The 23,214-nt window shown below is 65.3% G+C and carries 23 protein-coding genes and 3 pseudogenes; 19 read left to right on the top strand and 7 right to left on the bottom strand.

Going from position 1 to position 23,214, the window contains the following annotated elements:
- The 4 genes and pseudogenes from KM135_RS20230 to KM135_RS14300 all read left to right on the top strand — a co-directional run.
- Positions 1-332: transposase (locus tag KM135_RS20230; protein WP_221714686.1), on the top strand; the 332-nt coding region annotated here is incomplete at its 5' end.
- Positions 333-358: 26 nt separating this feature from the next.
- Positions 359-559, top strand: a complete 201-nt coding sequence (gene tnpB, locus KM135_RS14310) for an IS66 family insertion sequence element accessory protein TnpB (protein ID WP_221714685.1) — start codon at positions 359-361, stop codon at positions 557-559.
- 12 nt (positions 560-571) lie between these two features.
- Positions 572-1,501, top strand: a pseudogene (tnpC, locus tag KM135_RS14305) (IS66 family transposase); the annotation flags it as partial.
- A 107-nt stretch (positions 1,502-1,608) separates the two neighbouring features.
- The gene (locus KM135_RS14300; RefSeq protein WP_221714684.1) at positions 1,609-1,755 is read left to right on the top strand and encodes a hypothetical protein; all 147 of its coding nucleotides are present in this window, start codon (positions 1,609-1,611) and stop codon (positions 1,753-1,755) included.
- Positions 1,756-2,331: 576 nt separating this feature from the next.
- On the opposite strand, the gene KM135_RS14295 is transcribed toward KM135_RS14300, so the two are convergent.
- Together KM135_RS14295 and KM135_RS14290 are read right to left on the bottom strand one after the other, a co-directional pair.
- Positions 2,332-2,871 (bottom strand): hypothetical protein, encoded by a 540-nt coding sequence (locus tag KM135_RS14295; protein ID WP_221714683.1) that lies wholly within the window; start codon positions 2,869-2,871, stop codon positions 2,332-2,334.
- Between the two features lie 12 nt (positions 2,872-2,883).
- Positions 2,884-3,201 carry a hypothetical protein gene (locus KM135_RS14290; RefSeq protein WP_221714682.1) on the bottom strand — a complete coding sequence of 106 codons (318 nt, stop codon included), beginning with the start codon at positions 3,199-3,201 and terminating at the stop codon, positions 2,884-2,886.
- A 298-nt stretch (positions 3,202-3,499) separates the two neighbouring features.
- Between KM135_RS14290 and rpmG the strand changes: the two genes are divergently transcribed.
- Entirely contained in the window at positions 3,500-3,667 is a 168-nt protein-coding gene (gene rpmG / locus KM135_RS14285) for a 50S ribosomal protein L33 (protein ID WP_221714681.1), read from the top strand.
- A 116-nt stretch (positions 3,668-3,783) separates the two neighbouring features.
- On the opposite strand, the gene KM135_RS14280 is transcribed toward rpmG, so the two are convergent.
- Positions 3,784-4,167 carry a response regulator gene (locus KM135_RS14280; protein ID WP_221714680.1) on the bottom strand — a complete coding sequence of 128 codons (384 nt, stop codon included), beginning with the start codon at positions 4,165-4,167 and terminating at the stop codon, positions 3,784-3,786.
- A gap of 67 nt (positions 4,168-4,234) precedes the next feature.
- Between KM135_RS14280 and KM135_RS14275 the strand changes: the two genes are divergently transcribed.
- The 7 genes and pseudogenes from KM135_RS14275 to KM135_RS20225 all read left to right on the top strand — a co-directional run.
- On the top strand, positions 4,235-4,519 hold the full coding sequence (locus KM135_RS14275; RefSeq protein WP_221714679.1) for a DUF3572 domain-containing protein: 285 nt from the start codon (positions 4,235-4,237) through the stop codon (positions 4,517-4,519).
- Positions 4,516-5,154: an HAD family hydrolase gene (locus KM135_RS14270; protein WP_221714678.1), complete on the top strand. Its 639-nt coding sequence runs from the start codon at positions 4,516-4,518 to the stop codon at positions 5,152-5,154. The genes KM135_RS14275 and KM135_RS14270 overlap by 4 nt, the downstream gene beginning before the upstream one ends.
- Complete coding sequence (locus KM135_RS14265) at positions 5,151-6,782, top strand: M28 family peptidase (RefSeq protein WP_221714677.1); 1,632 nt, start codon at positions 5,151-5,153, stop codon at positions 6,780-6,782. Before KM135_RS14270 ends, KM135_RS14265 begins: the two co-directional genes overlap by 4 nt.
- 31 nt (positions 6,783-6,813) lie before the next feature.
- Positions 6,814-7,278, top strand: coding sequence for a RidA family protein (locus KM135_RS14260; RefSeq protein ID WP_221714676.1), 465 nt, complete (start codon positions 6,814-6,816; stop codon positions 7,276-7,278).
- 43 nt (positions 7,279-7,321) lie between these two features.
- A complete protein-coding gene (locus KM135_RS14255; protein ID WP_221714675.1) occupies positions 7,322-8,467 on the top strand; it encodes a GNAT family N-acetyltransferase in 1,146 nt (381 codons plus the stop codon).
- A 291-nt stretch (positions 8,468-8,758) separates the two neighbouring features.
- Positions 8,759-9,844 (top strand): annotated as a pseudogene (locus KM135_RS19820) (PQQ-dependent sugar dehydrogenase); the annotation flags it as partial.
- Positions 9,845-9,970: 126 nt separating this feature from the next.
- Positions 9,971-10,078: pseudogene (locus tag KM135_RS20225) on the top strand (PEPxxWA-CTERM sorting domain-containing protein); the annotation flags it as partial.
- Here the strand turns inward: KM135_RS20225 and KM135_RS14245 are convergent.
- Entirely contained in the window at positions 10,054-10,350 is a 297-nt protein-coding gene (locus KM135_RS14245) for an SEL1-like repeat protein (protein ID WP_221714674.1), read from the bottom strand. The pseudogene KM135_RS20225 and the gene KM135_RS14245 overlap by 25 nt on opposite strands.
- Before the next feature lie 114 nt (positions 10,351-10,464).
- The gene (panC, locus tag KM135_RS14240; protein ID WP_221714673.1) at positions 10,465-11,307 is read right to left on the bottom strand and encodes a pantoate--beta-alanine ligase; all 843 of its coding nucleotides are present in this window, start codon (positions 11,305-11,307) and stop codon (positions 10,465-10,467) included.
- A gap of 110 nt (positions 11,308-11,417) precedes the next feature.
- Between panC and KM135_RS14235 the strand changes: the two genes are divergently transcribed.
- From KM135_RS14235 to KM135_RS14215, 5 genes are all read left to right on the top strand, one after another.
- Complete coding sequence (locus KM135_RS14235) at positions 11,418-12,218, top strand: division plane positioning ATPase MipZ (RefSeq protein ID WP_221714712.1); 801 nt, start codon at positions 11,418-11,420, stop codon at positions 12,216-12,218.
- 4 nt (positions 12,219-12,222) lie between these two features.
- A complete protein-coding gene (locus KM135_RS14230; RefSeq protein WP_221714672.1) occupies positions 12,223-12,657 on the top strand; it encodes a J domain-containing protein in 435 nt (144 codons plus the stop codon).
- 48 nt (positions 12,658-12,705) lie between these two features.
- Complete coding sequence (gene pgmG, locus KM135_RS14225; protein ID WP_221714671.1) at positions 12,706-14,088, top strand: phosphoglucomutase/phosphomannomutase PgmG; 1,383 nt, start codon at positions 12,706-12,708, stop codon at positions 14,086-14,088.
- Positions 14,089-14,322: 234 nt separating this feature from the next.
- Positions 14,323-16,734 carry a ligase-associated DNA damage response DEXH box helicase gene (locus KM135_RS14220; RefSeq protein WP_221714670.1) on the top strand — a complete coding sequence of 804 codons (2,412 nt, stop codon included), beginning with the start codon at positions 14,323-14,325 and terminating at the stop codon, positions 16,732-16,734.
- 90 nt (positions 16,735-16,824) lie between these two features.
- The gene (locus tag KM135_RS14215; RefSeq protein ID WP_221714669.1) at positions 16,825-17,895 is read left to right on the top strand and encodes a retropepsin-like aspartic protease; all 1,071 of its coding nucleotides are present in this window, start codon (positions 16,825-16,827) and stop codon (positions 17,893-17,895) included.
- Here KM135_RS14215 and trhO read toward each other — a convergent pair.
- On the bottom strand, positions 17,869-18,666 hold the full coding sequence (gene trhO / locus KM135_RS14210) for an oxygen-dependent tRNA uridine(34) hydroxylase TrhO (protein WP_221714668.1): 798 nt from the start codon (positions 18,664-18,666) through the stop codon (positions 17,869-17,871). The two genes, KM135_RS14215 and trhO, sit on opposite strands and share 27 nt — an antisense overlap.
- A gap of 127 nt (positions 18,667-18,793) precedes the next feature.
- On the opposite strand from trhO, the gene pdeM reads away from it, so the two are divergent.
- Together pdeM and KM135_RS14200 are read left to right on the top strand one after the other, a co-directional pair.
- The gene (pdeM, locus tag KM135_RS14205; protein ID WP_221714667.1) at positions 18,794-19,462 is read left to right on the top strand and encodes a ligase-associated DNA damage response endonuclease PdeM; all 669 of its coding nucleotides are present in this window, start codon (positions 18,794-18,796) and stop codon (positions 19,460-19,462) included.
- 143 nt (positions 19,463-19,605) lie between these two features.
- Complete coding sequence (locus tag KM135_RS14200) at positions 19,606-22,431, top strand: TonB-dependent receptor (RefSeq protein ID WP_425517044.1); 2,826 nt, start codon at positions 19,606-19,608, stop codon at positions 22,429-22,431.
- Between the two features lie 87 nt (positions 22,432-22,518).
- Here the strand turns inward: KM135_RS14200 and KM135_RS14195 are convergent, their stop codons facing one another.
- Positions 22,519-23,211: a YggS family pyridoxal phosphate-dependent enzyme gene (locus KM135_RS14195; protein ID WP_221714666.1), complete on the bottom strand. Its 693-nt coding sequence runs from the start codon at positions 23,209-23,211 to the stop codon at positions 22,519-22,521.
- Positions 23,212-23,214: the final 3 nt, after the last annotated feature.

Here is a 23,214-nt window from a genome sequence, read left to right as displayed (position 1 = left end):
CTGGCCTCGAGAGCGTGAGCGCGGTCGCCCGGCGGCACGATATCGTACCGTCGCAGCTTTTCACGTGGCGCCGCGAGCTTCGCGAGCAGCTTCAAGGCGTGACCGCCGGGCCGATCGCCACGTCGAGCGAACCGGCGTGCTTCGTTCCAGCTATCGTAGAGCCGGCGCCTGCGAGCGCGTCGATGTCTGCGCCCAAGCGACGACGACGGCAGCGAAGGCCGCGAGCGAGCGTGGTCGAGCTGGAGATGGACGGGATCGCGGTGAAGATCGCGCCTAGCGCGGACAAGCGACTGATCGCGGCGGTGATCGAAGCGCTCAAGGCCACGCGGTGATCGGGCCAGGTGTCGGCGCGCGGGTGATGGTCGCGACGCGCCCGGTGGATTTTCGCAAGGGCCCCGACGCGCTCGCCGCGCTGGTCGGCAAGGAGTACGGCGGCGATCCCTACTCGGGCGTGATCTACGTGTTCCGGGCGAAGCGCGCGGACCGGATCAAGCTGGTGTGGTGGGACGGCACCCTGTCGCACCGCAGATCGCCGGTTGACGGGGTGCGCGATCGCTGATTCACTCTCCCCATGCTGGTAGAGGCCGACCTTCCCGAGGGCATCGAAGCGCTTCGCGCTTTCGCCCTCGAGCAGTCCCGCAAGCTCGCTGAGGTAACCCTCGCCAAGGGCGAGGCGGATGCCGAGGTCGAGCGGCTGCAGTCGATCATCGATGCCTTCATGCGCCATCGCTTCGGCCGCCGTTCCGAGCAACTCGATCCCGACCAGCTTGAGCTCGGCCTCGAGGATATCGAGACGGCCCTCGGCCAGGCTCGGGCGGCGCGCGATGCCGCGACCGGCCAGGAACGGACCGCCCGAGCGCGCAATGCCAACCGCGGTTCGCTGCCCGCGCATCTCGAGCGCATCGAGCAGGTCGTCGACGTCGAGGACAAGTCCTGTCCATGTTGCGGCGGCGCGCTCCACGCGATCGGCGAGGATGTTTCCGAGCGGCTCGACGTCGTGCCCACGACCTTCCGCGTACTCGTCAGCCGGCGCCCGCGCTACGGCTGCCGCTCGTGCGAGGGCGCGGTCGTGCAGGCGCCTGCACCGGCACGGATCGTCGAGGGCGGCATTCCGACCGAGGCGCTGATCGCCCAGGTCCTCGTCGCCAAGTATGCCGATCACCTTCCCTTGTACCGGCAAGCCCAGATCTACGCCCGCCAGGGCATCAAGCTCGATCGCTCGACGCTCGCCGACTGGGTCGGCCGGGCGGCCTGGTACCTGCGGCCCTTGCGCGATCGCACGCTCGAGGGGTTGCGCAGGGCCGAGCGGCTCTTCGCCGACGAGACCACCGCGCCGGTGCTCGATCCCGGGCGACGCCGCACCAAGACCGGGCAGCTGTGGGCCTATGCCCGCGACGATCGACCCTGGGGCGGCAGTGACCCGCCGATGGTGGCCTACGTCTACGCCGCGGACCGCAAGGCCGAACGGCCCGAGGCTCATCTCGGGGATTTCGCGGGCATTCGCCACTTTGCCTCCGTAGGCCGAGGACCAAGTAAGAAATTGCGCAAGTAATCACCCGCGAAATCCCCGCTTTTAGGCACCGCCTGCCCCCGCTCCGCAGAATCTGGATGAGCGAGGATATTCGCCAATCGCTGTTCGATGCGGTCGCGCTCGGCATCGCGCGCTATGCGGGCCGACTGAAAAAAGTCGCGGAAATGAAGCTATCGGAGAAACTACCGACGCTTAGCCAACGAAGAAGTGCAACGAGTGCTTGAGCCCACGACTGAAGCAGTGGCGGAGGCCGAAGAAAAAATACCGCGCCCCCAAGCGACCGCGCGTTATGGAAGGAAAACGGGTTTGAAGTTTCGGCCGACAACCTCCAAACTCGTCTGGTCGATCATCCGGCCGCAACACGCACAGACATACCAGTCGGTGGAAACGGCCACCGCGCGAGTGGGCCGAGGCAAAAACCCAGTTCGCCGTGATCTTCGGCGAGCGGTTCGTCATCTGATGACGATAACCGGCCTCGCGCACAAAATATCTGACAGTCCCAGACTTTCCAGAAAGCCGTCATGCTGAACTTGTTTCAGCATCCATCCCGCCTTCAAGCCCCCAGCTTCATTGCAAGATGGACCCTGAAACAAGTTCAGGATGACGCAGGAGGAACGACGAAAGTGGTCGCGCTAACTGTAATTTACCCAGATAAGCGCTGCAGCAACCAGCGCGCAGAAAACAGCAAAGAGGCACCAGAAGACCCAGTTCGGTAGAAGCAAAAACAGGTCAGTCCAGTCGAACATCGCGCGAGTTTGCACCTTTGGCAGAACCCCCGCAATTGCCGGGTGACCGTCGCTCTAAAGCAGCCCCAGCGCACTGAGCGCACAGCCAAGGCCCGCAATCAGCAGCAATGCCCCCAGCACCGGCCGGATCACCCGAAGCGGCACCGCCCGCTCATACCCCGCACCGGCCAGCAGCGGCGGCAGCAGCGCGCCGAGCCCGCCCAGCGTGCCACCGAGCGCAGTCGCCCAGACATTGCCGGTCATCGCGCTGACGCCAACGATGAGAAAGGAGGAACGGTCGGCGAAGCGATGCAGCAGCAACTTGCCGTAGAGCATCAGGCTGGCGGGCTTGGCCTCACCGGGTGGGGTGCGATGGGGCATCAACAGGCCCACCGCGCCGAGCACGAGTGCGATCGCGAAGAAGAGCAGGCCCGCCGGTCCCGCGAGATAGGGCGCGACCGCAAGGCCGAGCAAAGCGGAGACGACCGCGCCCAGGATCACGATGAGGCAGACCTGGACCAGCGCACCCGGCCCCAGCGCCCGCACGAGATGCTGCGAGCGGTCGCCCTGATCGAGCGCCAGCCCGAGCAGCAGGGCGAGCAGCAATGCATCCATGCAAGGATCCTGTCAGCGGCAGCCGCGCAGCGCTGCGGCGGCGAGATAGACACGCGCCGAATCGGGTCCGGTCGCGTCGCCTCCGGCTGCATCGCGCATCAGCTCGAAATAGGTCAAGGCCACCTGCCGATGGCCATTATAGGCGACGACCGATTCGAGCAGGCTGGCCAGCCCCTCGACCGCCTCGAAGCCGTTCCGCCGCGCAAAACCGCGCAGATCGTCAAGCTGATCGCACAGCATGGGGAGCGAAAGCGACACGCAGGCCTGCTGCAAAGCCTCGATACGGCCGAGCAGTTGGCTGCGAATGATCAAGGCCGCATCGTGACGCATGCATCCCTCCTCTTTGCCGGCCCCTCTGCCGGTCATGCGTCGGCCAAACCGGCCTTTCCCATGATGTCGGGCATAGTGCGCGCGTCTGGTTAACGCCCGGTTTCCGACGAGCCATGCAAACAGAGTCTTTGTGACAGGGCCGGGACGATCGGCCGAAAGCTTGACAAAGCGGTGCGATTCCCGCATTGGCCGCCGCCGAACCGGGTGGTGCATGACTGTGTACGCCCATTTTCACGAGCTTCAGGCGTTTACCCCTGCACGTCAGGTGGGCAGACGCTTCTTTGTTGAGGAACCGGCCATGGCGAAGCCCGCCACAGTGAAGATCAAGTTGGTCAGCTCGGCTGACACCGGCTTCTTCTACGTGACCAAGAAGAATCCGCGCAACACGACGGAAAAGATGACCTTCCGCAAATATGATCCCGTCGTGCGCAAGCATGTCGAGTTCAAGGAAGCCAAGATCAAGTGATCCGCTGCGCCGGGTGATCCACGCGATCGCCCGCGACGCGCGAATCGGTTGAACGCGAGCGTAGAGGCCCGGGCCGCTGGTCCGGGCCTTTGCTCGTTTTGATCGTCCCGCAACCGTCAGGTCGTGACGGCAGGCCGTTCCAGCAGGCCGTTCACGACTTCCATGAACTTCATGACCGAGATCGGCTTCGACACATAGGCGCTGGCGCCGGCGGCGCGGATGCGCTCCTCGTCGCCCATGCCCGCATAAGCGGTGACGGCCATGATCGGCACCAGCGCCAGCGTCGCATGCGCGCGAAACGAGGCGATGAGGTCGAGGCCGGTGACATGAGGCAACTGGATGTCGGTGATGATCAGTTCGGGCTGAAATTCACAGGCGCGCGCAAAAGCGTCGCGCCCGTCGCGAACGGCGGCGGTTTCATGGCCATGGGCGCGGAGCAGATCGCAAAAGAGCTTCAGGTTGAGCTCATTGTCCTCGACAACCAACACGCGTTTTGACACGAACATTCCTTAGCCGAAGGGCGCTGCCTCCTCCCTCGGCAGAGTGCCGAAAGCAAGGCCGCAACGGATGAGCACAGACTACCCCATCGAAGACGCGGACGAAACCTTGGCGTTGCAGCTTGTCGGATGGATCGTGGCCGATTCGGTCCGTGCGGAACGGATGCTGGCGCTGACGGGGCTCGAGCCGGCGGATTTGCGCACCAGCCTCACCCGGCCCGCGACACTCCGCGCGCTCATGGATTTCGTCATCAATCACGAACCGGACCTTGTCGCCTGCGCGCAGGATCTCGGCGTGAGGCCTGCGGACCTCGTCGCCGCGCGGGATCGATTGGGATCGGGGCGCCGCGCGTGAACCGGCCGCTTATCGTCAGCGATTGCGATGAAGTGCTGATGCACATGGTCGTGCCGTTCCGCCACTGGCTGGACGAGCTGCACGGCATTCATTTTGAGTTCTCGCGGGGGTTCGAGCACGCCCTGCTGCACAAGGACAGCGGCGATCCCGTCGAGCGCGCGCAGATCTGGGCGCTGCTACACGGCTTCTTCGTCACCGAGATGCATCGCCAGACCCCGATCGCGGGCGCGGTCGAGGCGATGGCAAGGCTCGCCGAGCGCGCGGACATCGTGATCGTCACCAATATCGCCGAGGAGCTGGGGCAGGCGCGCGCCGACCAGATTCACAACCATGGCCTGCCCTATGAAGTGATCGGCAATGGGCGCGGTGGCGCCAAGGGGCCGACGGTCGCCCGGCTGATCGCGGAGCGCGCCGCGCCGCTCGCCTTCTTCATCGACGATCTGTCGAGCAATCATGTCTCGGTCGCCCTGGAATCGCCGGCCTGCTGGCGGCTGCACATGGTCGGCGAGCCGGAGATGGCGCCGCATGTCACGACCGCACACGAGGCGCATGCGCGCATCGACGATTGGGATGCTGCCGAGCGCTGGATTGCCGCGCGACTGGATGAGTTTGACGAGGTGCTGGAAGCCCGATGACACGCCTGCTTGCATTGCCTTTCCTCTCGCTGCTGCTGGTCGCGAGCGGACCGGCCGCGTCGAAGACCGATCCCGCCGCCTTGTCCGCCGATGTGAAGACGTTGGCGTCCGATCCGTTCGAGGGGCGCGGCCCCGGCACGGCGGGCGAGACGAAAACCGTGGACTGGCTGGTCAAGCGCCTGACCGCGATGGGCCTGGAGCCCGGCGGCGAGGATGGCAGCTTCATCCAGAAAGTGCCGATGGTGCGCACGCGGATCGCCGGTGGCGCCATGGCCTTCGGCGACATGCCGGTCACGCAGGGCCAGACGATCAGCGTCACGACCGTCCGGCCGGACGCGACGATCGCCGTCGATGCGCCGATGGTGTTCGTCGGCTATGGCGTGGAAGCGCCGGAAGCCGGCTGGGACGACTACAAGGGCGTCGATCTCAAGGGGAAGGTCGCGGTCTTCCTGATCAATGATCCGGATTTCGAGGCGACCGCCACCGACGGCGCGCGGGGCAAGTTCGGCGACCGGCGCATGGCCTATTATGGCCGCTGGACCTACAAGTTCGACGAGGCCGCGAAGCGCGGCGCGGTCGCAGCCCTCATCGTCCACGACACCGGCGGCGCGGGCTATGGCTGGTCCACCGTCATCGCCAATGGCGGCGAGAATTACGACATCGTCCGCGCGCCCGGCGAGGAGAAGGTGCCACTGCAGGGCTGGATCGAGCATGACACCGCCAAGGCACTGTTCGCCAAGGCCGGCCTCGATCTCGACGCGCTGCGGGTGAAGGCACGGCAGGCCGATTTCATCCCGGTCGCGCTGGGCGATCTGCGCTTCACGGCCCGGCTCGACGCCACGATCGACCGCATCGAGAGCCGCAACGTCCTCGCGAAGCTCACCGGCTCGCGCCGCCCGGCCGAGACCCTCATGTTCGGCGCGCATTGGGACGCCTATGGCAAGGCGAGCGACGGCACGATCCGCCCCGGCGCGAACGACGATGCGATCGGCATGGCCGGCCTGCTGGAACTGGCGCACCAGTTCAAGGCAGGCAAGCGACCGCAGCGCAGTCTCGTCTTCGCCTTCTGGACCGGCGAGGAGCGCGGCCTGCTCGGCTCGGAATATTATGGCGCACACCCGCTCTACCCGCTGGCGACCACGGCCGCGAACCTGACGCTCGACATCCTCAACACCGGTGGCCTGTCCAAAAACGTCGTCCTCGTCGGCCATGGCAACAGCTCGCTCGATGCGCTGCTGACGACTGCCGCCCGCGCACAAGGCCGCGTCGTCACGCCCGAGACCTTCTCCGAGCGCGGCCTCTATTTCCGCGCCGATCATTTCTCGGTCGCCCGGCGCGGCGTGCCGTCCCTGCTCATCATGCAGCTCGGCGGCGCGCCGGACCTCGTCACCGGCGGCACCACGGCCGGGCAGGCCTGGCTCGACGGCTACATGAAATGCTATCATCAGGCCTGCGACGCCTGGACCAGCGACCTCGACTTCACCGGCGCCGCGCAGGACGTCGACCTGTTCTTCGCCATGGGCCGCAACATCGCCAACAGCCGCGACTGGCCACGCTGGCGCCCCGGCTTCGAGTTCGAGCAGATCCGCGAAGCCACCGCATCGGCGCGGCGTCAGGTCAAGCCTTGACCTCATCGTCCGCCCATGCTGTGGCTCGGCCATGAGCCGGATCGAACTCCATATCGCCGCGGAGGACATCGTCCTGCCCGCACCCGCCGCCCCGGTCGCCGCCTATGTGCCGACCGTGCTTGCCGGAAACCTGCTGCACATTTCGGGCCAGCTGCCGTTCGCGGCGGATGGCGCGCTGATGACCGGCAAGCTCGGCGCCGATCGCGATCTTGCCTGGGGCAATGCCGCCGCCGAGCGCTGCGCCCTCATGCTGGTCGCGCAGATGAAGGCAGCCCTCGGCGACCTCGACCGGGTCGAGCGCATCGTCAAGCTCGGCGCCTTCGTCGCCTCGACACCCGACTTCACCGATCAACCCAAGGTCGCCAATGGCTGTTCGGAAATGATGGTGCGGATCTTCGGCGAAGCCGGGCGCCATGCCCGCAGCGCCGTCAGCGTGCCGTCGCTCCCGCTCGACGCGTCGGTCGAGATCGACGCGGTCGTCCTCGTCCGTCCCTGATGCCGGGCGCCGTCGCGCCGGTCGCCCCGGGCATGCGCCCGGAATGAGCGACGCCGCGACCGTTCGCCTGTCCGATTCGGTCGGCGCCCTCGACAAGGCGCAATGGGATGCCTGCGCCGGGCCGGACAATCCATTCATCTGCCACGATTTCCTGAGCATCCTCGAAGAATCCGGCAGCGTCGGCCCGGGCACCGGCTGGTCGCCCGCGCCGATCACGGTCAGCGACGATGCCGGGCATCTGGTCGCCGCCGCCCCCGCCTATCTCAAGAGCCACAGCCAGGGCGAATATGTGTTCGATCATGGCTGGGCTGATGCCTGGGAGCGGGCCGGCGGCAATTATTATCCTAAGCTGCAGATCGCCGCGCCTTTCTCGCCCGTCCCCGGCCCGCGCCTGCTGCTGCGCGACGAGGCGGCCGGACCGACTTTGATCGCGGGCCTCGAAGCCGTGACCGACCAGAACGGCCTCTCCTCCGCGCACGCGACCTTCCTCACGCCCGAGCAATGCGACGATTTCCGCGCCGCCGGCTGGCTGATCCGCCAGGGCAACCAGTTCCACTGGGTCAATGACGGCTATGCGACCTTCGACGATTTTCTCGCCGTTCTGTCCAGCCGTCACCGCAAGGACATGCGCAAGGAACGGGCGAAGGCCCAGGAAGGCCTGGAAATCCTCCACCTCACCGGCAGCGACCTCAAGGAAGCGCATTGGGATGCGTTCTGGCGCTTCTATCAGGATACCGGCAGCCGCAAATGGGGCCATCCTTATCTCACGCGCAGCTTCTTCTCGCTGCTCGGCGAGCGCATGGCCGACAAGACCCTGCTGATGATCGCCCAGCGCGACGGTCGCCCGATCGCCGGCGCGCTCAATCTCATCGGCGCTGACACGCTCTATGGCCGCTATTGGGGTTGCAGCGAGGACGTGCCCTTCCTCCATTTCGAGCTTTGCTATTATCAGGCGATCGACGCCGCCATCGCCCGTGGCCTCTCGAAAGTGGAAGCCGGCGCGCAAGGCGAGCACAAGCTCAGCCGCGGCTACCGCCCGGTGCCGACCTTCTCGGCGCACTACATCCCCAATGCAAGCTTCCGTCGCGCCGTCGCGGACTATGTCGAGCGCGAGGCGATGGCGCTCACGGACGATCGCGAGTGGCTCGGCGAACGCACGCCGTTTCGGAAGGGCGAGAGCGCGGTATAAGCTTCAGCGATCGAAGGCCGACAGGTCGGAAACGACGGCAATAGCGCACTTTATCGCCCCTCCTCTTCAGAGGAGGGGAAGGGGGTGGTGGCGATGCGCCAGCATCGCTCGCGCAGCGATCATCCGGCAAGTCCAACACCACCCCAACCCCTCCTCTGAAGAGGAGGGGCTAAGGCAGGAAGCCACCCCACAACCCGCCGTGCCTATCCCTGCTTTTGCCGCTCGCTATCTTCCTGCGGATCGGAAACACTCTATCCCTCTGGATTCTGGCCTCTGACAGGGAGATTGATCATGGGCGTGGGGAAGACACTCGCGGCGCTGGCCGCGAGCGCGGGCTTGTTCGCAGCCGCGCAATCGGCGCAGGCGACTGTCCAGATCGAGATGATCGCGCCGCCGACGGCGCCCTTCGCCAATCAGGTGACGGGCATCACGGGCAAGACCAATCTCGCCGGCGACACCCGGCTGTTCCTCACCCGCAAGGCCGGCTCCATCACGGCCTATGATCAGGCAACGGGCACCTTCTCGCAGTTCCGCAATCTCCAGCCCTATGTCGGCGGCGTCGCGACCTCCAGCAACGAGCTCGGCCTGCTCGGCATGGCCTTCGATCCGGGCTATGCCACCAACGGCCATTATTATGTCTATCTGACCGGCCGCACCACGGCCGGAGGCCCGGTCGAGGCGCAGGTGCTGCGCTTCACCGATCCGCTGAAAGGCAGCGGCGGCGAGGCCTCCATCTGGAAGACGAGCCTCGACGGCGCGGCCAATCATGTCGGCGGCTGGATCGATTTCGATGCGAGCGGCAAGCTGCTGATCGCGATCGGCGATGGTGGCGACTTCAGCGGGCCGGATTCGCGCGGCACCGGGCAGGATAATAGCGACTTCTTCGGGTCGATCCTGCGCATCGATCCCTATGCCGACGCCTTTCCGCTCGATTCGGCGCTGAACTATGCCGTGCCTGGCGACAATCCGGTGCTGCCCGGTGCCAACCCGGCGCCGGAAGTCTTCGTCTATGGCGTGCGCAATCCCTATCGCAACACGGTCGCGCCGGACGGCAGCCTGATCGTCGCCGATGTGGGGAATGGCGCGCGCGAGGAGCTCACGATCGTCGGCGCGACGGATTCGAACCGCAATCTTGGCTGGGCCTTGCGTGAGGGCGATATCCCGACGCCGGGCGGCAGTGGCGGTGCAGAACCGGCCGACTATCAGGCCCCGGACCTCGCATATGGTCATGGCGCGGGCGACCGCGCGATCATCGGCGGGTTCGTGTATCGGGGCAGCGCCGTGCCGGAGCTGTTCGGCCACTATGTGTTCGGCGATCAGGTCTCGGGCAATATCTGGGCGATCCGCTACGAGAACGGGCAGTTCGTCGGGAGTCGCTTCCTGCTCGGCAATATTCCCTCATTGGTCTCGTTCGGCGAGACGTCGGACGGGGAACTGGTCGCCACGCGCTTCGCGTTCGGCGCGGGCGGCGGTATCTACCGCTTCACGTCGGACGGCAATTTCGCCGTGCCGGAGCCCGCCAGCTGGGCCATGATGATATCTGGACTTGGTCTTGCCGGCGGTCTTATGCGCCGTCGGCCCGCTTTTCAGGCAGCGCGGCGGGTCGTCTGAACGATCCAGGCGCGGGCCTGACGCTGAGCTTCTGCGATTTCGCGGGCCGTCATTTCTTCGGCAATCTCTGCGCGGCAGGATTGGCCTTCCTCGCTGCCGGCAAGTGCCGCGAGGTTGAACCATTTATGGGCCTCGATGAGGTCCACATCCACGCCGCCGGTTCCGCAACTGAAGGCCACGCCAAGATCAAACCGTGCCTGCGGATCGCCCCGGGCTGCATCGCGCATCCGGCTCTCGATCAGAAAACGGGCACTCTCCATGCTGTTCGCCACATTCACCCCCTCAAAGGACAGGTCTCGATGGAAGGCAAATTTCCATGCGCGGCTTGAGAAATGGTTAACGCGAAAAGAGAGTTTACATCGAAGGCTTCGCAGAGGCCGCGAAGCTCAAGGGTTAACGGCGATATTGTCGATGAGTCGCGTGCCTCCGATGCGGGCCGCGACGAGCAATCGCGCGGGCCGGTCGAGTCGCGCGAGCGGCGCCAGGCTGTGCGAATCGACCAGCGCGACATAGTCGACCGATTCGAAGCCGCGCGCGACGAGGTGGCGCTCGGCATCGGCCAGCGCTGCGGCGACATCGCCGCCGCTCAGGACGGCCTCGCCGGTCATCACCAGCATCTCGGGCAGCGCGACCGCCATCGCCCGTGCATTCTCGCCGAGATAGGCATTGCGCGAGGAGAGCGCGAGGCCGTCGGTGTCGCGCCGCGTGGGTACGCCGACGATCTCGACGTCGAGATCGAAATCGGTCACGAGCCGCCGGATGACCGCGAGTTGCTGGAAATCCTTCTCGCCGAAACAGGCGACATCGGGCCGCACCTGGTTGAACAGCTTGGCGACGACGGTGGCGACGCCGTCGAAATGGCCCGGCCGCCATTCCCCGTCGAGCCCTTCGGAGAGCCCGGCGACATGGATGCTGCTTGCAAAGCCCTCCGGGTACATGACCTCGACGCCCGGCGCCCAGAGCGCCGCGACGCCAGCCGCTTCCAGCAGTGCGACATCGGCCGCCTCCCGGCGCGGATAGGCGGACAGGTCTTCATTCGGGCCGAATTGCGTTGGATTGACGAAGATCGAGACGACAACATGGTCGGCATGGGCACGCGCTTCCTCGACCAGCGCCATGTGCCCGGCATGCAGCGCGCCCATCGTCGGCACCATGGCGATGCGGGCTCCGCCGGCCCGCAACGCCGCGATTCCGGCCCTCAGATAAGATATCTCACGGAAGATTTGCACGCTCGTCGAGGCTCCGATAAGGCCGGTCGGGAAAGGTCCAGGGCTGGCTAAGCCCGTCCGGATCGGGCGGTCAAGGGGCCGCATCCACTGCAATGAGTTTCGATCGAGCCATGTCCAGCGTCGCGCCGCATCTTATCGTTTTCGCCAATGAGAAAGGCGGCACCGGCAAGTCGACCACCTGCGTCCATACCGCCGTGGCGCTGGCCGCGCAGGGCGTATCGACCGCGCTCATCGATCTCGACCATCGCCAGCGGACGAGTGCGCGCTATCTCGAAAATCGCGCCGAGACGGCTCGCCGCCGCGAGATCACGCTGCCGAGCCCCAGCTGGTCGGTCTATGCTGGCGATAGCACGCAGGGCCTGAACGAAGCGATCGCGCAGGCGGCCATGAATGCCGACGTGGTCATCATCGACACGCCGGGCCGCGACGATGCCATGGCGCGCTATGCCGCCACCGCGGCCAGCACCCTGGTCACGCCGATGAACGACAGCTTCGTGGATTTTGACCTGATCGGTCAGGTCGATCCCGAGAATTTCAAGGTAAAGCGCCTCAGCTTCTATTCCGAGCTCATGTGGGAAACGCGCAAGACGCGCGCCAAGGCGGATGGCACGAGCATCGACTGGGTCGTGCTGCGCAATCGCCTCCATCATATGGAAGCGCGCAACCAGCGCCGCGTGGGCGAAGCGCTGACGGAATTGTCGAAGCGCGTCGGCTTCCGCGTCATTCCGGGTCTGTCGGAGCGCGTGATCTTCCGCGAGCTGTTTCCCTCGGGCCTGACTCTGCTCGATCGCGGGCAACTCGGCGAGCTTGGCGTCAGCCATATCGCCGCGCGGCAAGAGCTGCGCGAGATGATCGCCGGCTTTGCCCTGCCGATGCTGTCCGAGCGCCAACCCGCGCAGAGCGCTGCCTGAACCTATGTGGCTGCTGCTCGCGCTGATCGCGGGGCTGGGCCTCTGGTACTGGCTGCGCAAGCAGCGCCGCAAGATTCCCGCAGCCTGGCTCGGCGTCGGCGGCACGCTGGCCGGGGCGGTGCTGGTCGCCAAGGGCATGCCGGTGATCGGCGCGCTGGTTGCCACCGGAGCCGGGCTTTGGTTGCGTTATGGGGCTGCGCTGCTCGGTCGTGACGAAGCGCCGCCTGCCCCGCCCGCGCCGCAAGCCGGGCGGCAGGCGATCAGCCGTGCCGAGGCGGCCGATCTGCTCGGCGTGTCGCCCGATGCGGATCGCGAGACGATCATGGCGGCCTATCGTCATCTCATGGCACGCAATCATCCCGATGCCGGCGGATCGGCCGGTCTTGCGGCACGGATCAACGCGGCGCGCGATCTGTTGCTGAAATCGGACGGCAAATGAACTACGGCGCGGCCATCTGACTGATTCACAAACCATCAGGGAGCCTACATGACTCACCAGTTCCATCCGACCTCGCTGCGTGAATATGACATTCGGGGCATTGTCGGGGAGACGTTGAGCGAGGCGGATGCCTATGCGATCGGGCGCGGCTTCGGCACGCGCGTCGCGCGGATCGGCGGCAGCCGCGTCGCCGTCGGCTATGACGGGCGCCTGTCCTCGCCCGTGTTCGAGGCGGCTCTGGTCAAGGGCCTGAACGACAGCGGCATCCACGTCCTGCGCGTCGGCATGGGGCCGACGCCGATGCTATATTACGCCGAAGCTGTCCTTGATGTTGACGGCGGCATCCAAATAACCGGCAGCCACAATCCCGCCAATTATAATGGCTTCAAGATGGTCCTGCAGCATGGTCCGTTTTTCGGGCCGGATATCCAGTCGCTCGGCACGATGGCGGCAAGCGGGGACTGGGTCGAGGGCAGCGCGGGCAGCGAGCATGTGGACATTCTCGATCGCTACGCCGCGCGTCTGGTCGAAGGGTTCGACGGTCAGGCCTTCCGCATAGGCTGGGACGCGGGCAATGGCGCCGCCGGCCCGGTCGTGGAGAAGCTGGTGCAGTTGCTCCCGGGTGAGCATTACACGCTCTTCACCGATGTCGACGGCAATTTCCCAAATCATCATCCCGATCCTACCGAGGAGAAGAATCTCGCCGATCTGCGCAAGCTCGTCGCGGAGAGAAATCTCGATTTCGGACTGGCCTTCGACGGCGACGGCGACCGCATCGGCGCGATCGACGGCGAGGGGCGCGTGATCTGGGGCGATCAGCTCCTGTCGATCTTCGCCGAGCCGGTGCTGAAGGACGTCCCTGGAGCTACGATCATCGCGGATGTGAAGGCGAGCCAGGCCCTGTTCGATCGCGTCGCGGAGCTCGGCGGCGCGCCCTTGATGTGGAAGACCGGGCACAGCCTCATCAAGTCCAAAATGAAGGAAACCGGCAGCCCGCTGGCCGGCGAGATGAGCGGCCATATCTTTTTCAAGCATCGCTATTATGGATTCGACGATGCGCTTTATGCTGCGGTGCGGCTCATTCTGGCAGCGAGTGGCCTTGGCAAGAGCGTCACGGAGCTGCGCGGCGCAATGCCGGCGATGGTGAACACGCCCGAGCTGCGCTTCCAGGTCGATGAAAGCCGCAAGTTCACCGTGATCGGCGAAGTGCTCCAGCGCCTGGCCGATTCGGGCGCGAAAGTGGATGCGACGGATGGCGCGCGCGTCAACACGGCCGATGGCTGGTGGCTGCTACGTGCTTCAAATACGCAGGATGTTCTGGTTGCACGCGCGGAAGCGAAGGATCAGTCCGGCCTTGATCGTCTGATGGCGCAGATTGACGAGCAACTGGCACTTTCCGGTTTGGAACGCGGCCCGCAGGCAGGGCACTGAAGCCTAGCAATTGTCTTGAGAATGGTATTGATTGCAAAAACTGCAATCATTCCGCTTCATTTCGCAATTGCACGATATTCGTATGTAACGCATACGGATCAGGCCTTTCAGGCATCCTCTCCTAAAACTTCCAGGGCCGTCCTTCGGGGCGGCCTTTTTTTGTCTGCGATAGATCGATCCGAGGCGCGGCTCTGAATGCTTGAGCGCAGGCCCAGCCCGGTCCACCATGGGTTGATGGCGCCAGCCCTTCCCTCCCAGATCAAGCAATGGTTTGCCGCGCGAGGCTGGAGCCCCCGGCGGCATCAGCTTGCCATGCTGGAGGCGGCGCGGCGCGGCGAACATGCGCTGCTCGTGGCTCCCACCGGCGCGGGTAAGACCCTGGCAGGCTTCCTGCCTAGCCTTGTCGATCTGACCGAGCGACCGCGAGAGGGCCTGCACAGCCTCTATATCTCGCCGCTGAAAGCGCTCGCCGTCGATGTGCAGCGCAACCTGCTGACACCGATCGCCGAAATGGGTCTCGAGATTCGCGTGGAAACCCGCACGGGCGACACGCCCTCGGATCGAAAGGCGCGCCAGCGCGCGCGCCCGCCGCAGATGCTGCTGACCACGCCCGAATCGCTCTCGCTCCTGCTTTCCTATCCCGATGCGGATTATCTGTTCGCCGATCTCGACACGGTGATCGTCGACGAGATTCACGCCTTTGCAGCGGAGAAGCGCGGCGATCTGCTGGCCTTGTCGCTCTCCCGCCTGCAGGCGATCCGTCCGGGACTGCGCCGCGTCGGCCTGTCGGCAACGGTCGGCGATCCCGATGCCTACCGTACCTGGCTCACGCCGGCCGGTCAGGCCGAGAAAGTCGCCTTAGTCGAGGGCGATCCGGGCGCGCCGCCCGATCTTTCGATCCTCATTCCCGAGGATCGCGTGCCCTGGTCCGGGCACAGCGGCAAATATGCGGCGCGACAAGTGATCGACATCATCGCGGCGCACCGCATGACTTTGGTCTTCTGCAACACGCGCGGGCTTGCCGAACTGATCTTCCAGGAACTGTGGAGCGAAAATGACGACAATCTGCCGATCGGTATTCATCATGGCAGCCTCTCGCGCGAGGCGCGGCGCAAGGTTGAGGCGGCGATGGCCGACGGGCGGCTGCGCGGGCTCGTGGCGACGGCGAGCCTCGATCTGGGCATCGACTGGGGCGATATCGACTGCGTCGTGCAGATGGGCGCGCCCAAGGGCAGTTCCCGCCTGCTCCAGCGCATCGGCCGGGCCAATCACCGGATGGACGAGCCGAGCAAGGCGATCCTCATTCCCGGCAATCGCTTCGAATATCTCGAAGCGCAGGCAGCCTATGATGCGGTAATGGCAGGCGAGCGAGATGCCGAGCGCTTCCGGCCCGGCGCGCGCGACGTGCTGGCCCAGCACATCATGGGACTGGCCTGTGCGGGGCCGCTGGATCCCGATGCATTGCTTACCGAGATCACCAGCGCCACGCCTTATGCGTGGCTCGACCGCGCGCAGCTCGACGACATCTTCGGCTTCATCTCGACCGGCGGCTATGCGCTGCGCGCCTATGACCGGTTCCAGCGGCTGGTGCAGGAACCAGACGGGCATTGGCGCCTCGCCCATCCGCGCTTCGCGCAGCAGCATCGTTTCAACGCCGGCATCATCGTCGATCAGCCGGCGGTCGATATCCGCTTCAACAATGGCCGCAAGCTCGGCACGGTGGAGGAGATCTTCGCGGCGGCGCTCTCGCCGGGCGATCGCTTCTTCTTCTCGGGCATGTCGCTGGAGGTCCTTCGCCAGACCGAGGCGGAGCTGATCGTCAAGGCCAGCACCAAATCCGCACAGATCCCGAGCTGGGGCGGCACGCGCATGGCGATGTCGACCCACCTCGCCGGGCGGGTCCGCCGCTTCCTCGCCGATCCATCGCAATGGCATCGCTTCCCCAAGGACGTCCACGAATGGCTGGCGATGCAGCGCATCCGTTCGGTGCTGCCACGGCCGGACCAGCTGCTGGTCGAGACCTTCCCGCATGAAGGGCTGCATTACATGGTCGTGTACAGCTTCGAAGGCTGGAACGCGCACCAGTCGCTCGGCATGCTGCTGACGCGCCGCATGGAGGAACGCGGGCTCAAACCGATCGGCTTCGTCTCCAACGACTATTCGCTGGCGGTCTATGGGCTGGAGGAAGTGCGCGACCCCGCGCCGCTCTTCTCCGCCGACATTCTCGATCATGAGTTCGTCGCCTGGGTCGAGGAATCGAGTCTGCTCAAGCGCGCGTTCCGCGATGTGGCCGTGATCTCCGGCCTGATCGAGCGGCAACAGCCCGGCACGCGCAAGACCGGGCGGCAGGTAAGCTTCTCGACAGACCTAATCTATGATGTGCTGCGCCGTTACGAACCCGAACATCTGTTGCTGAAAGCTGCGTGGGCGGACGCACGGGCACGTATGACCGACGTCGGCCGACTTGCCGATCTGGTCGATCGCGCCGCCGCCACGCTCCTGCATGTGCGCCTCGATCGCGTCAGCCCGCTTGCCGTCCCCGTGCTGATCATGATCGGCCGGGAGCATGTCGCCCAACATGAAACCGAGGAAGCGCTACTGATCGAAGCCGAAGCCCTCGCAAATCTAGCAATGACGCCGGATTGAGCGCGCAAGATTGGGTCAGGTCGCATCGTCGCTTCGGATTTTGCAGCGGCCCGCGAACGTGATAATCTGTGCCGATGGAGGGGTAAGCTGATGCTGATCCGCAAGAACAAGACCCTGGTCGCTTTCGCCGCTTTGCTGTCGTCTGCTGGCGCGCTCGCACAATCACCTGTCGATCTCGCGCCGCCCATGCAGAGCGTGGCCCCGAACGGGCCGACCGATTTTGTCATCACGCCAAGCAATCCGGCGGAGGCGCTCGATCCCAGAGCGTTCGAGCTGACCGAGAGCCAGGTCAATCTGGGCCGCGACTATGACAGCCGCATGACCATGCCAGTACAGATCGGCGCCGGCGGCACCTATGATTTCGTGATCGATACGGGGTCGCAGCGGACGATCGTCGCGACCGAACTGGCACAGCGGCTGGCGCTGCCGCCGCTCGCGCCGGTCGAGATCGTCAGCATGGCCGGCCGCGTCACGGTCAACACCGTCCAGCTCGGCGGTCTCAGATTCGGCGAACATGCCGTCGAGGGGCTGGAAGCCCTCGCCATCGATCGCAGCGATCTCGGCAGTGCCGGGCTCATCGGTCTCGACAGCCTCAAGGACAAGCGCCTGACGCTCGACTTCAAGGCGCGGCGCATGGATGTCGGCAAGAGCCGCCGCCGCACGCCGTCCAGCGATCCCAACACGATCGTCGTGCAGGCGCGCAGCAAGTTCGGCCAGCTCATCCTCGTCGATTCGAAGATCGACGGGCGCAAGGTCAATGTGATCCTCGACACCGGCGCCGAGATGAGCGTCGGCAACATGGCGCTGTTCAACAGCCTCAAGCTCAAGAAGCTTGTGATCCCGCCAGTGCCGACGACGCTGACTGCCGTCACCGGCATCGAGGTGCCAGCGCAGTTCACGGTGGTGCGCAAGCTCACCATCGGGTCGGCGGTTCTGGAGAATGTGCCGATGGTCTTCCTGGACGCGGCGCCCTTTGAGGAGCTGGAGCTACACGACAAGCCGGCGATGCTGCTCGGCATGCGCATGCTGCGCCTGTTCGACATGGTCTCGATCGACTTCGGCAATCGCCATGTCGATTTCCACCTGAAGCAGGGCGCGCGTGGCGACATCCCGATGCAGATGGCAGCCGCGCAATCACGCGCGGCAGGCGTGGTACCCTGACGCACTGACCGGCTGGCCGCAGACCAGGCAAAGCTCGGACTCGCCGAGTTGCTCGCCATGCGTGATCGATACGCGCTCATCAAACAGGAAGCATTCGCCGCGCCACAGGCTGTCGCGCTCCTCGATCTCGGCGAGATAGGCGAGGATGCCGCCCTTGAGATGATAGACCTCGCCGAAACCCCGCGCGCGGGCGAAGGCGGTCGATTTCTCGCAGCGTATGCCGCCGGTGCAATACATGGCGATGCGCTTGCCCTGAGCCAGCCAATCCGGCGCCTGCGCGTCGAACCAGTCGGGAAAATCACCGAATGCGCGCGTGCCGGGATCGATCGCGCTCTCGAACCTGCCGATGGCGACTTCATAGTCGTTGCGCGTGTCGATCAGGATCGTGTCGGGATCGGCGATTAGCGCATTCCAGTCGGCCGGCACGACATGCACACCCGCCGAACCGGCGGCGTCGATGTCGCCCTGCCCCATGGTCACGATCTCGGGCTTCACCTTCACTTTCCAGCGGGCGAAGGGATGCTCCGGCGCGTCATGCTCGCGCGCGGATAGCTCGGCGAACCCCGGCTCGGCGCGCAGACGGGCGAAAAGAGCGTTCACGGCGTCGGGCGCCCCGGCGATCGTGCCGTTGATGCCCTCATGCGCCAGGATGATCGAACCACTGAGGCCCTGCTCGGCGCCCAAGCCGCGCAGAGCCTGCGCCAGCACCTCGGGCGCGGTAATGGGCGCGAACCGATAGAAGGCGGCGACGCGAATGGGAGCGGACGACATGGCGCGCGCTCTTAGCCGACTATTGGCCGGATGAGAACCGGCGCTGCGACCAGGTCGCGCGCTGCCAAGTTCTGCCTTTGTTCGAAATCGCATTGAAAGGCGGCGGGCGGCGGCGCATAGCTTGGCGGTGAGCGACGCATCCTCCTTCGATTTTGCCGGCCAGCGTTGGCGCGCTTTTCCGCAGGGCGCGCTCTACTGGGTCGAGCGAGACGCGCTGATCGTCGCCGATCTGCATTTCGAGAAGGCGAGCGCTTATGCCGCGCGCGGGCAGATGCTGCCGCCATATGACAGCCGGGCGACGCTGGACGCACTCGATGCTTTGATCGGTCAGACGGCGCCGCGCGAGATCTGGTGCCTCGGCGACAGTTTTCACGACATGGACGCGACCGACCGCATGGACGAGAGCATCCGCGCGCGCTTGACGAAACTCACCGGAAGCTGCCGATGGACCTGGATCACCGGCAATCACGATCCCCGACCGGCGCCGGAACTGGGCGGCGAAACCATCGAGGAAATGCGAATCGATGGCGTCATTCTAAGACACGAGGCGCTGCGCGGCGAGAGCGATCCCGAGATTTCCGGCCATTTCCATCCCAAGTGGCGGCTGAGCTTGCGCGGCCGCTCCGTGTCGCGCCGCTGCTTCGTTCTGGGCGCGCGCAAGCTCATCATCCCCGCATTCGGGTCGCTGACCGGCGGCCTTGACGCAGCGGCACCGGTCATCCGCACGCTGGTCGGCCAAAGCGAGGCATTGATCCCCGTATCGGATCGACTGTTGCGTTTCTCCGTGCCTGCCTGACGACGGGCCGAGCCCAAGTGTCACATTAGCGCAACAGCGCACAAGTCACGCGAAAAGGGGGATTTCCAGCGGGATTGGGGTTCGCGTATGACGGTGACAATTGCGGCGTTGCTGCGCCGGAAAACAAAATGAGGAGAGACCCTATGCAAAGGCCTTCGATGTTCGCCTCGGCCAGCGTCGCCGCGCTTCTGTGCGCGCTCGCGACTCCCGCCTTCGCTCAAGACGCCGCGGCGGACGCGGCGAGCGCCGACGAAGCGGAATCCGCCGGCGACATCATCGTCACCGCCACCCGTCGCGCCAGCCCGCTGTCGGACGTTCCGATCGCTGTCTCGGCCGTGACAGCAGCCTCGCTGCAGAACAGCGGCGCCAGCGACATCCGCCAGCTCAATCAGCTCGCGCCTTCGCTGCTGGTTTCCTCGACCGGCTCGGAAGCGAACGGCACGGCCCGCATCCGCGGCATCGGCACGGTCGGCGACAATCCGGGCCTCGAAAGCTCGGTCGCCGTGTTCGTCGATGGCGTCTATCGCTCGCGCACCGGCACCGGCCTCACCGAGCTTGGCGAGATCGAGCGCATCGAGGTGCTGCGCGGCCCGCAGGGCACGCTCTTCGGTCGCAACGCCTCGGCTGGCCTTTTGAACATCGTCAGCAAGGCGCCGAGCTTCACCTTTGGTGGCAGCGGCGAGGTGACTTACGGCAATTACGAATATTGGCGGGCGTCCGGCCGCGTCACCGGCCCACTCAGCGAGACGATCGCCGCCAGCATCGACGGCGTCTTCTCGCGGCGCGACGGGTTCCTCAAGGTCGTCAATGCGTCCAACCAACAGATCGACGAGACTAACAACCGCAACCGCTACTTCCTGCGTGGTCAGCTGCTGTTCGAGCCGTCGAGCGATCTTTCGATCCGCCTGATCGGCGACTATACCAATCGCGACGAGAGCTGCTGCGGTGCCGTCTATATCGACGCGGGCGAGGAGACGGGCACCAATCCTGGTAACTATACGCAAAGCGCGAGCAACCGCATCGTCAACGTCCTGACGGCGCTCGGCACGCGCTTCCCCAATGGTGCGACGCCCTACACGCAGGATCCCTATGCCCGGAATGTCAGCATCACGCCGGGCCGCAACTATGTGAGCGATCTCGAGGATTGGGGAATCTCCGGCGAGATCAACTATGATTTCGGCGGCGCCAAGCTCACCAGCATCACGGCCTATCGCAACTACAAGTCGTCCGACTATGGCGACTATGACTATGCGACGGCGGACCTGCTCTATCGCGATCCGAACACGTACCGCCAGTTCAAGACCTTCACGCAGGAACTGCGCCTGCAGGGATCGGCCTTCGGCGAGATGCTCGACTGGCTGGTCGGCGGCTATTACGCCAACGAAGACCTGACCTTGCGCGACAATATCCGCTTCGGAGCGGATTATGGTCGGTTCGCGGCCTGCCGCCTCATGGCGGGCGCGAGCAACACCAGCAATCTCTCGGCGGCGCAGCTTTCGCTCTGCGCAGCGCCGATTGACGGCAATCCGCTGACACCCGATGTCGGCAATCTCATCGCCGGCACGCAGGCGGCGCTGAACGCGGCGCTGACCCCGGCGGTCGGCGCTGTGCAGGCGGCGGCGATTTCCGGTGGTCTGGGCGCCGGTCTTACCGCGCTCTCCGGCATTCCGTCGGGCGCTGGCGACGTCGATACGCGCTACTTCCAGAAGAGCGAGAACTGGGCGCTCTTCACGCACAATATCTTCCATCTGGCGCAGGGCCTCGATCTGACAATCGGCGTTCGCTACACCAATGAGAGCAAGCGCTTCTCGGCATCGCTCAATAACAACAATGCGACCTGCGCCGCGCTACAGGCGACAAGTCTGCCGACGCTCGCCTCGACCCCGGCGCTCGGCTCGGCGGCTGCACTTGCCGGCGGCATCCTGACGCTCGGCTGCCTCGGCAATTCCAGCACCAGCATCAATGCATTGAGCCTGAAGGACAGCTTCAGCGACGGCGAGTTCTCCGGGACCGGCGTACTCTCGTACAAGGTGAACCGCGATCTGCTGCTCTACGCCAGCTATTCGCGCGGCTACAAGGCAGGCGGCTATAATCTCGACCGCTTCGAGCTGGGCAATCGCGGCGTCTCGCCGGCCATCTCGCCGATCACCTATTTCTCGCCGCGCACCAATGCGGATGCATCCAGCCTCGCCTTCGGGTCCGAGACGGTGGATGCGTTCGAGCTCGGTCTGAAAGTCAATCGCCGCGAATGGGGCGTCAATGCCGCCCTGTTCCTCCAGCAGTTCAGCAATTTCCAGCTGAACACGTTCAACGGCACCAGCTTCGTCGTGCAGAACATCAATGGCTGCAAGAGCGCCAAGGCGGCCAACGGCACCTGCTCCGACACGAAGCCCGGCCTCATCAGCCGCGGCGTCGAGATCGAGGCTTATGTCGTGCCGGCCCGCAACTTCCGCTGGACGGCAGGTGTCACCTATACGCGCGCCAAGTTCGCCGATCAGCTGGTCGGCAATGCCGCCGGCACGCAGCCGCTCGATCCGGCGCTGTTCCTGCTCGAGGGCAATGACAATAGCAATGCGCCGCGCTGGGTGACCACGGCCAGCGTCGCTTGGACACCGGAATTCGGCGGCTCGGGCTATTCGGGCCTGTTCTACATCGATGGCCGCATGACCAGCGACTACAACACCGGCTCGGATCTCTATCCGGAGAAGGAGCAGGACGGCTATATCGTCGCCAATGCGCGTGTCGGCCTTCGCGGCCCCAACCAGGCCTGGGCGATCGAGTTCTGGGGTCAGAACATCTTCAACAGCAGCTACACGCAGGTGGCTTTCAACAGCCCGCTGCAAAGCTCCGGCCCGAACAACCAGTCGACCTCGCAGCTCGGCCGGTTCGGTACGATGTCGAACCAGCTCTTCTCGGCCTATCTCGCCGAGCCGCGGACTTACGGGATCACGGTGCGCGGCAAGTTCTGACGATTATCTTCAACCCCTCCTCTTCGGAGGAGGGGTTGCGGTGGTGCTGAACGCGGCGATCGGAAACGGTTCGCGCGACTTTCTCGTTCACTCGATCTTGGGTCGCACCCCGAACAAGGCCGTTCCCACGCGCACATGGGTCGCACCGAGCATGATCGCCGTCTCATAGTCGCCGGACATGCCCATGGATCGGCCAGGCAGGCCATGGTCGCGGGCGAACTTGTCGAGCAAGGCGAAATAGGGCGCGGGTTCCACGTCCGCGGGTGGCACGGCCATCAGGCCGACGACCGGCAGATCGGCGGCGCGCGCTTCCGCGAGCAGAGCGGGCAGCTCGGCGATGGCGCAGCCGCCCTTCTGCTCTTCCTCGCCGATATTAACCTGGATGAAGCACTCCGGGCGCCGGCCGGTCTTGTCCATCGCCCTGGCAAGCGTGCTCACCAATGAGGGACGATCGACCGAATGGATCGCGTCAAACAGAGCAACGGCATCCTCCGCCTTGTTGGACTGGAGCTGGCCGACCAGATGCAGCGCGATGTCGGAATGAGTTTCGCGCAGCGCTGGCCATTTCGCCTGCGCCTCCTGCACGCGATTCTCGCCGAACAGCCGCTGCCCGGCATCGATCAGCGGCAGGATCGCATCCGCCTCATGCGTCTTGCTGATCGCGATGAGCGCGACCGATCCCGCCGCCCGGCCGGCCATGCGCTCGGTGCGCGCGATCGTCTCGCGCACGGCGGCGAGCCGCTCGGCCGCTGCTGTCGTCTGGTTGCTATCCTCGCTCATCGG

Origin of the sequence: Sphingobium xanthum (genome assembly GCF_019737615.1) — a bacterium.
Lineage (GTDB): Bacteria > Pseudomonadota > Alphaproteobacteria > Sphingomonadales > Sphingomonadaceae > Sphingobium > Sphingobium xanthum.
The sequence above is the reverse complement of the archived record's forward strand: the minus strand, read 5'-3'. Positions and strand labels throughout refer to the sequence as shown.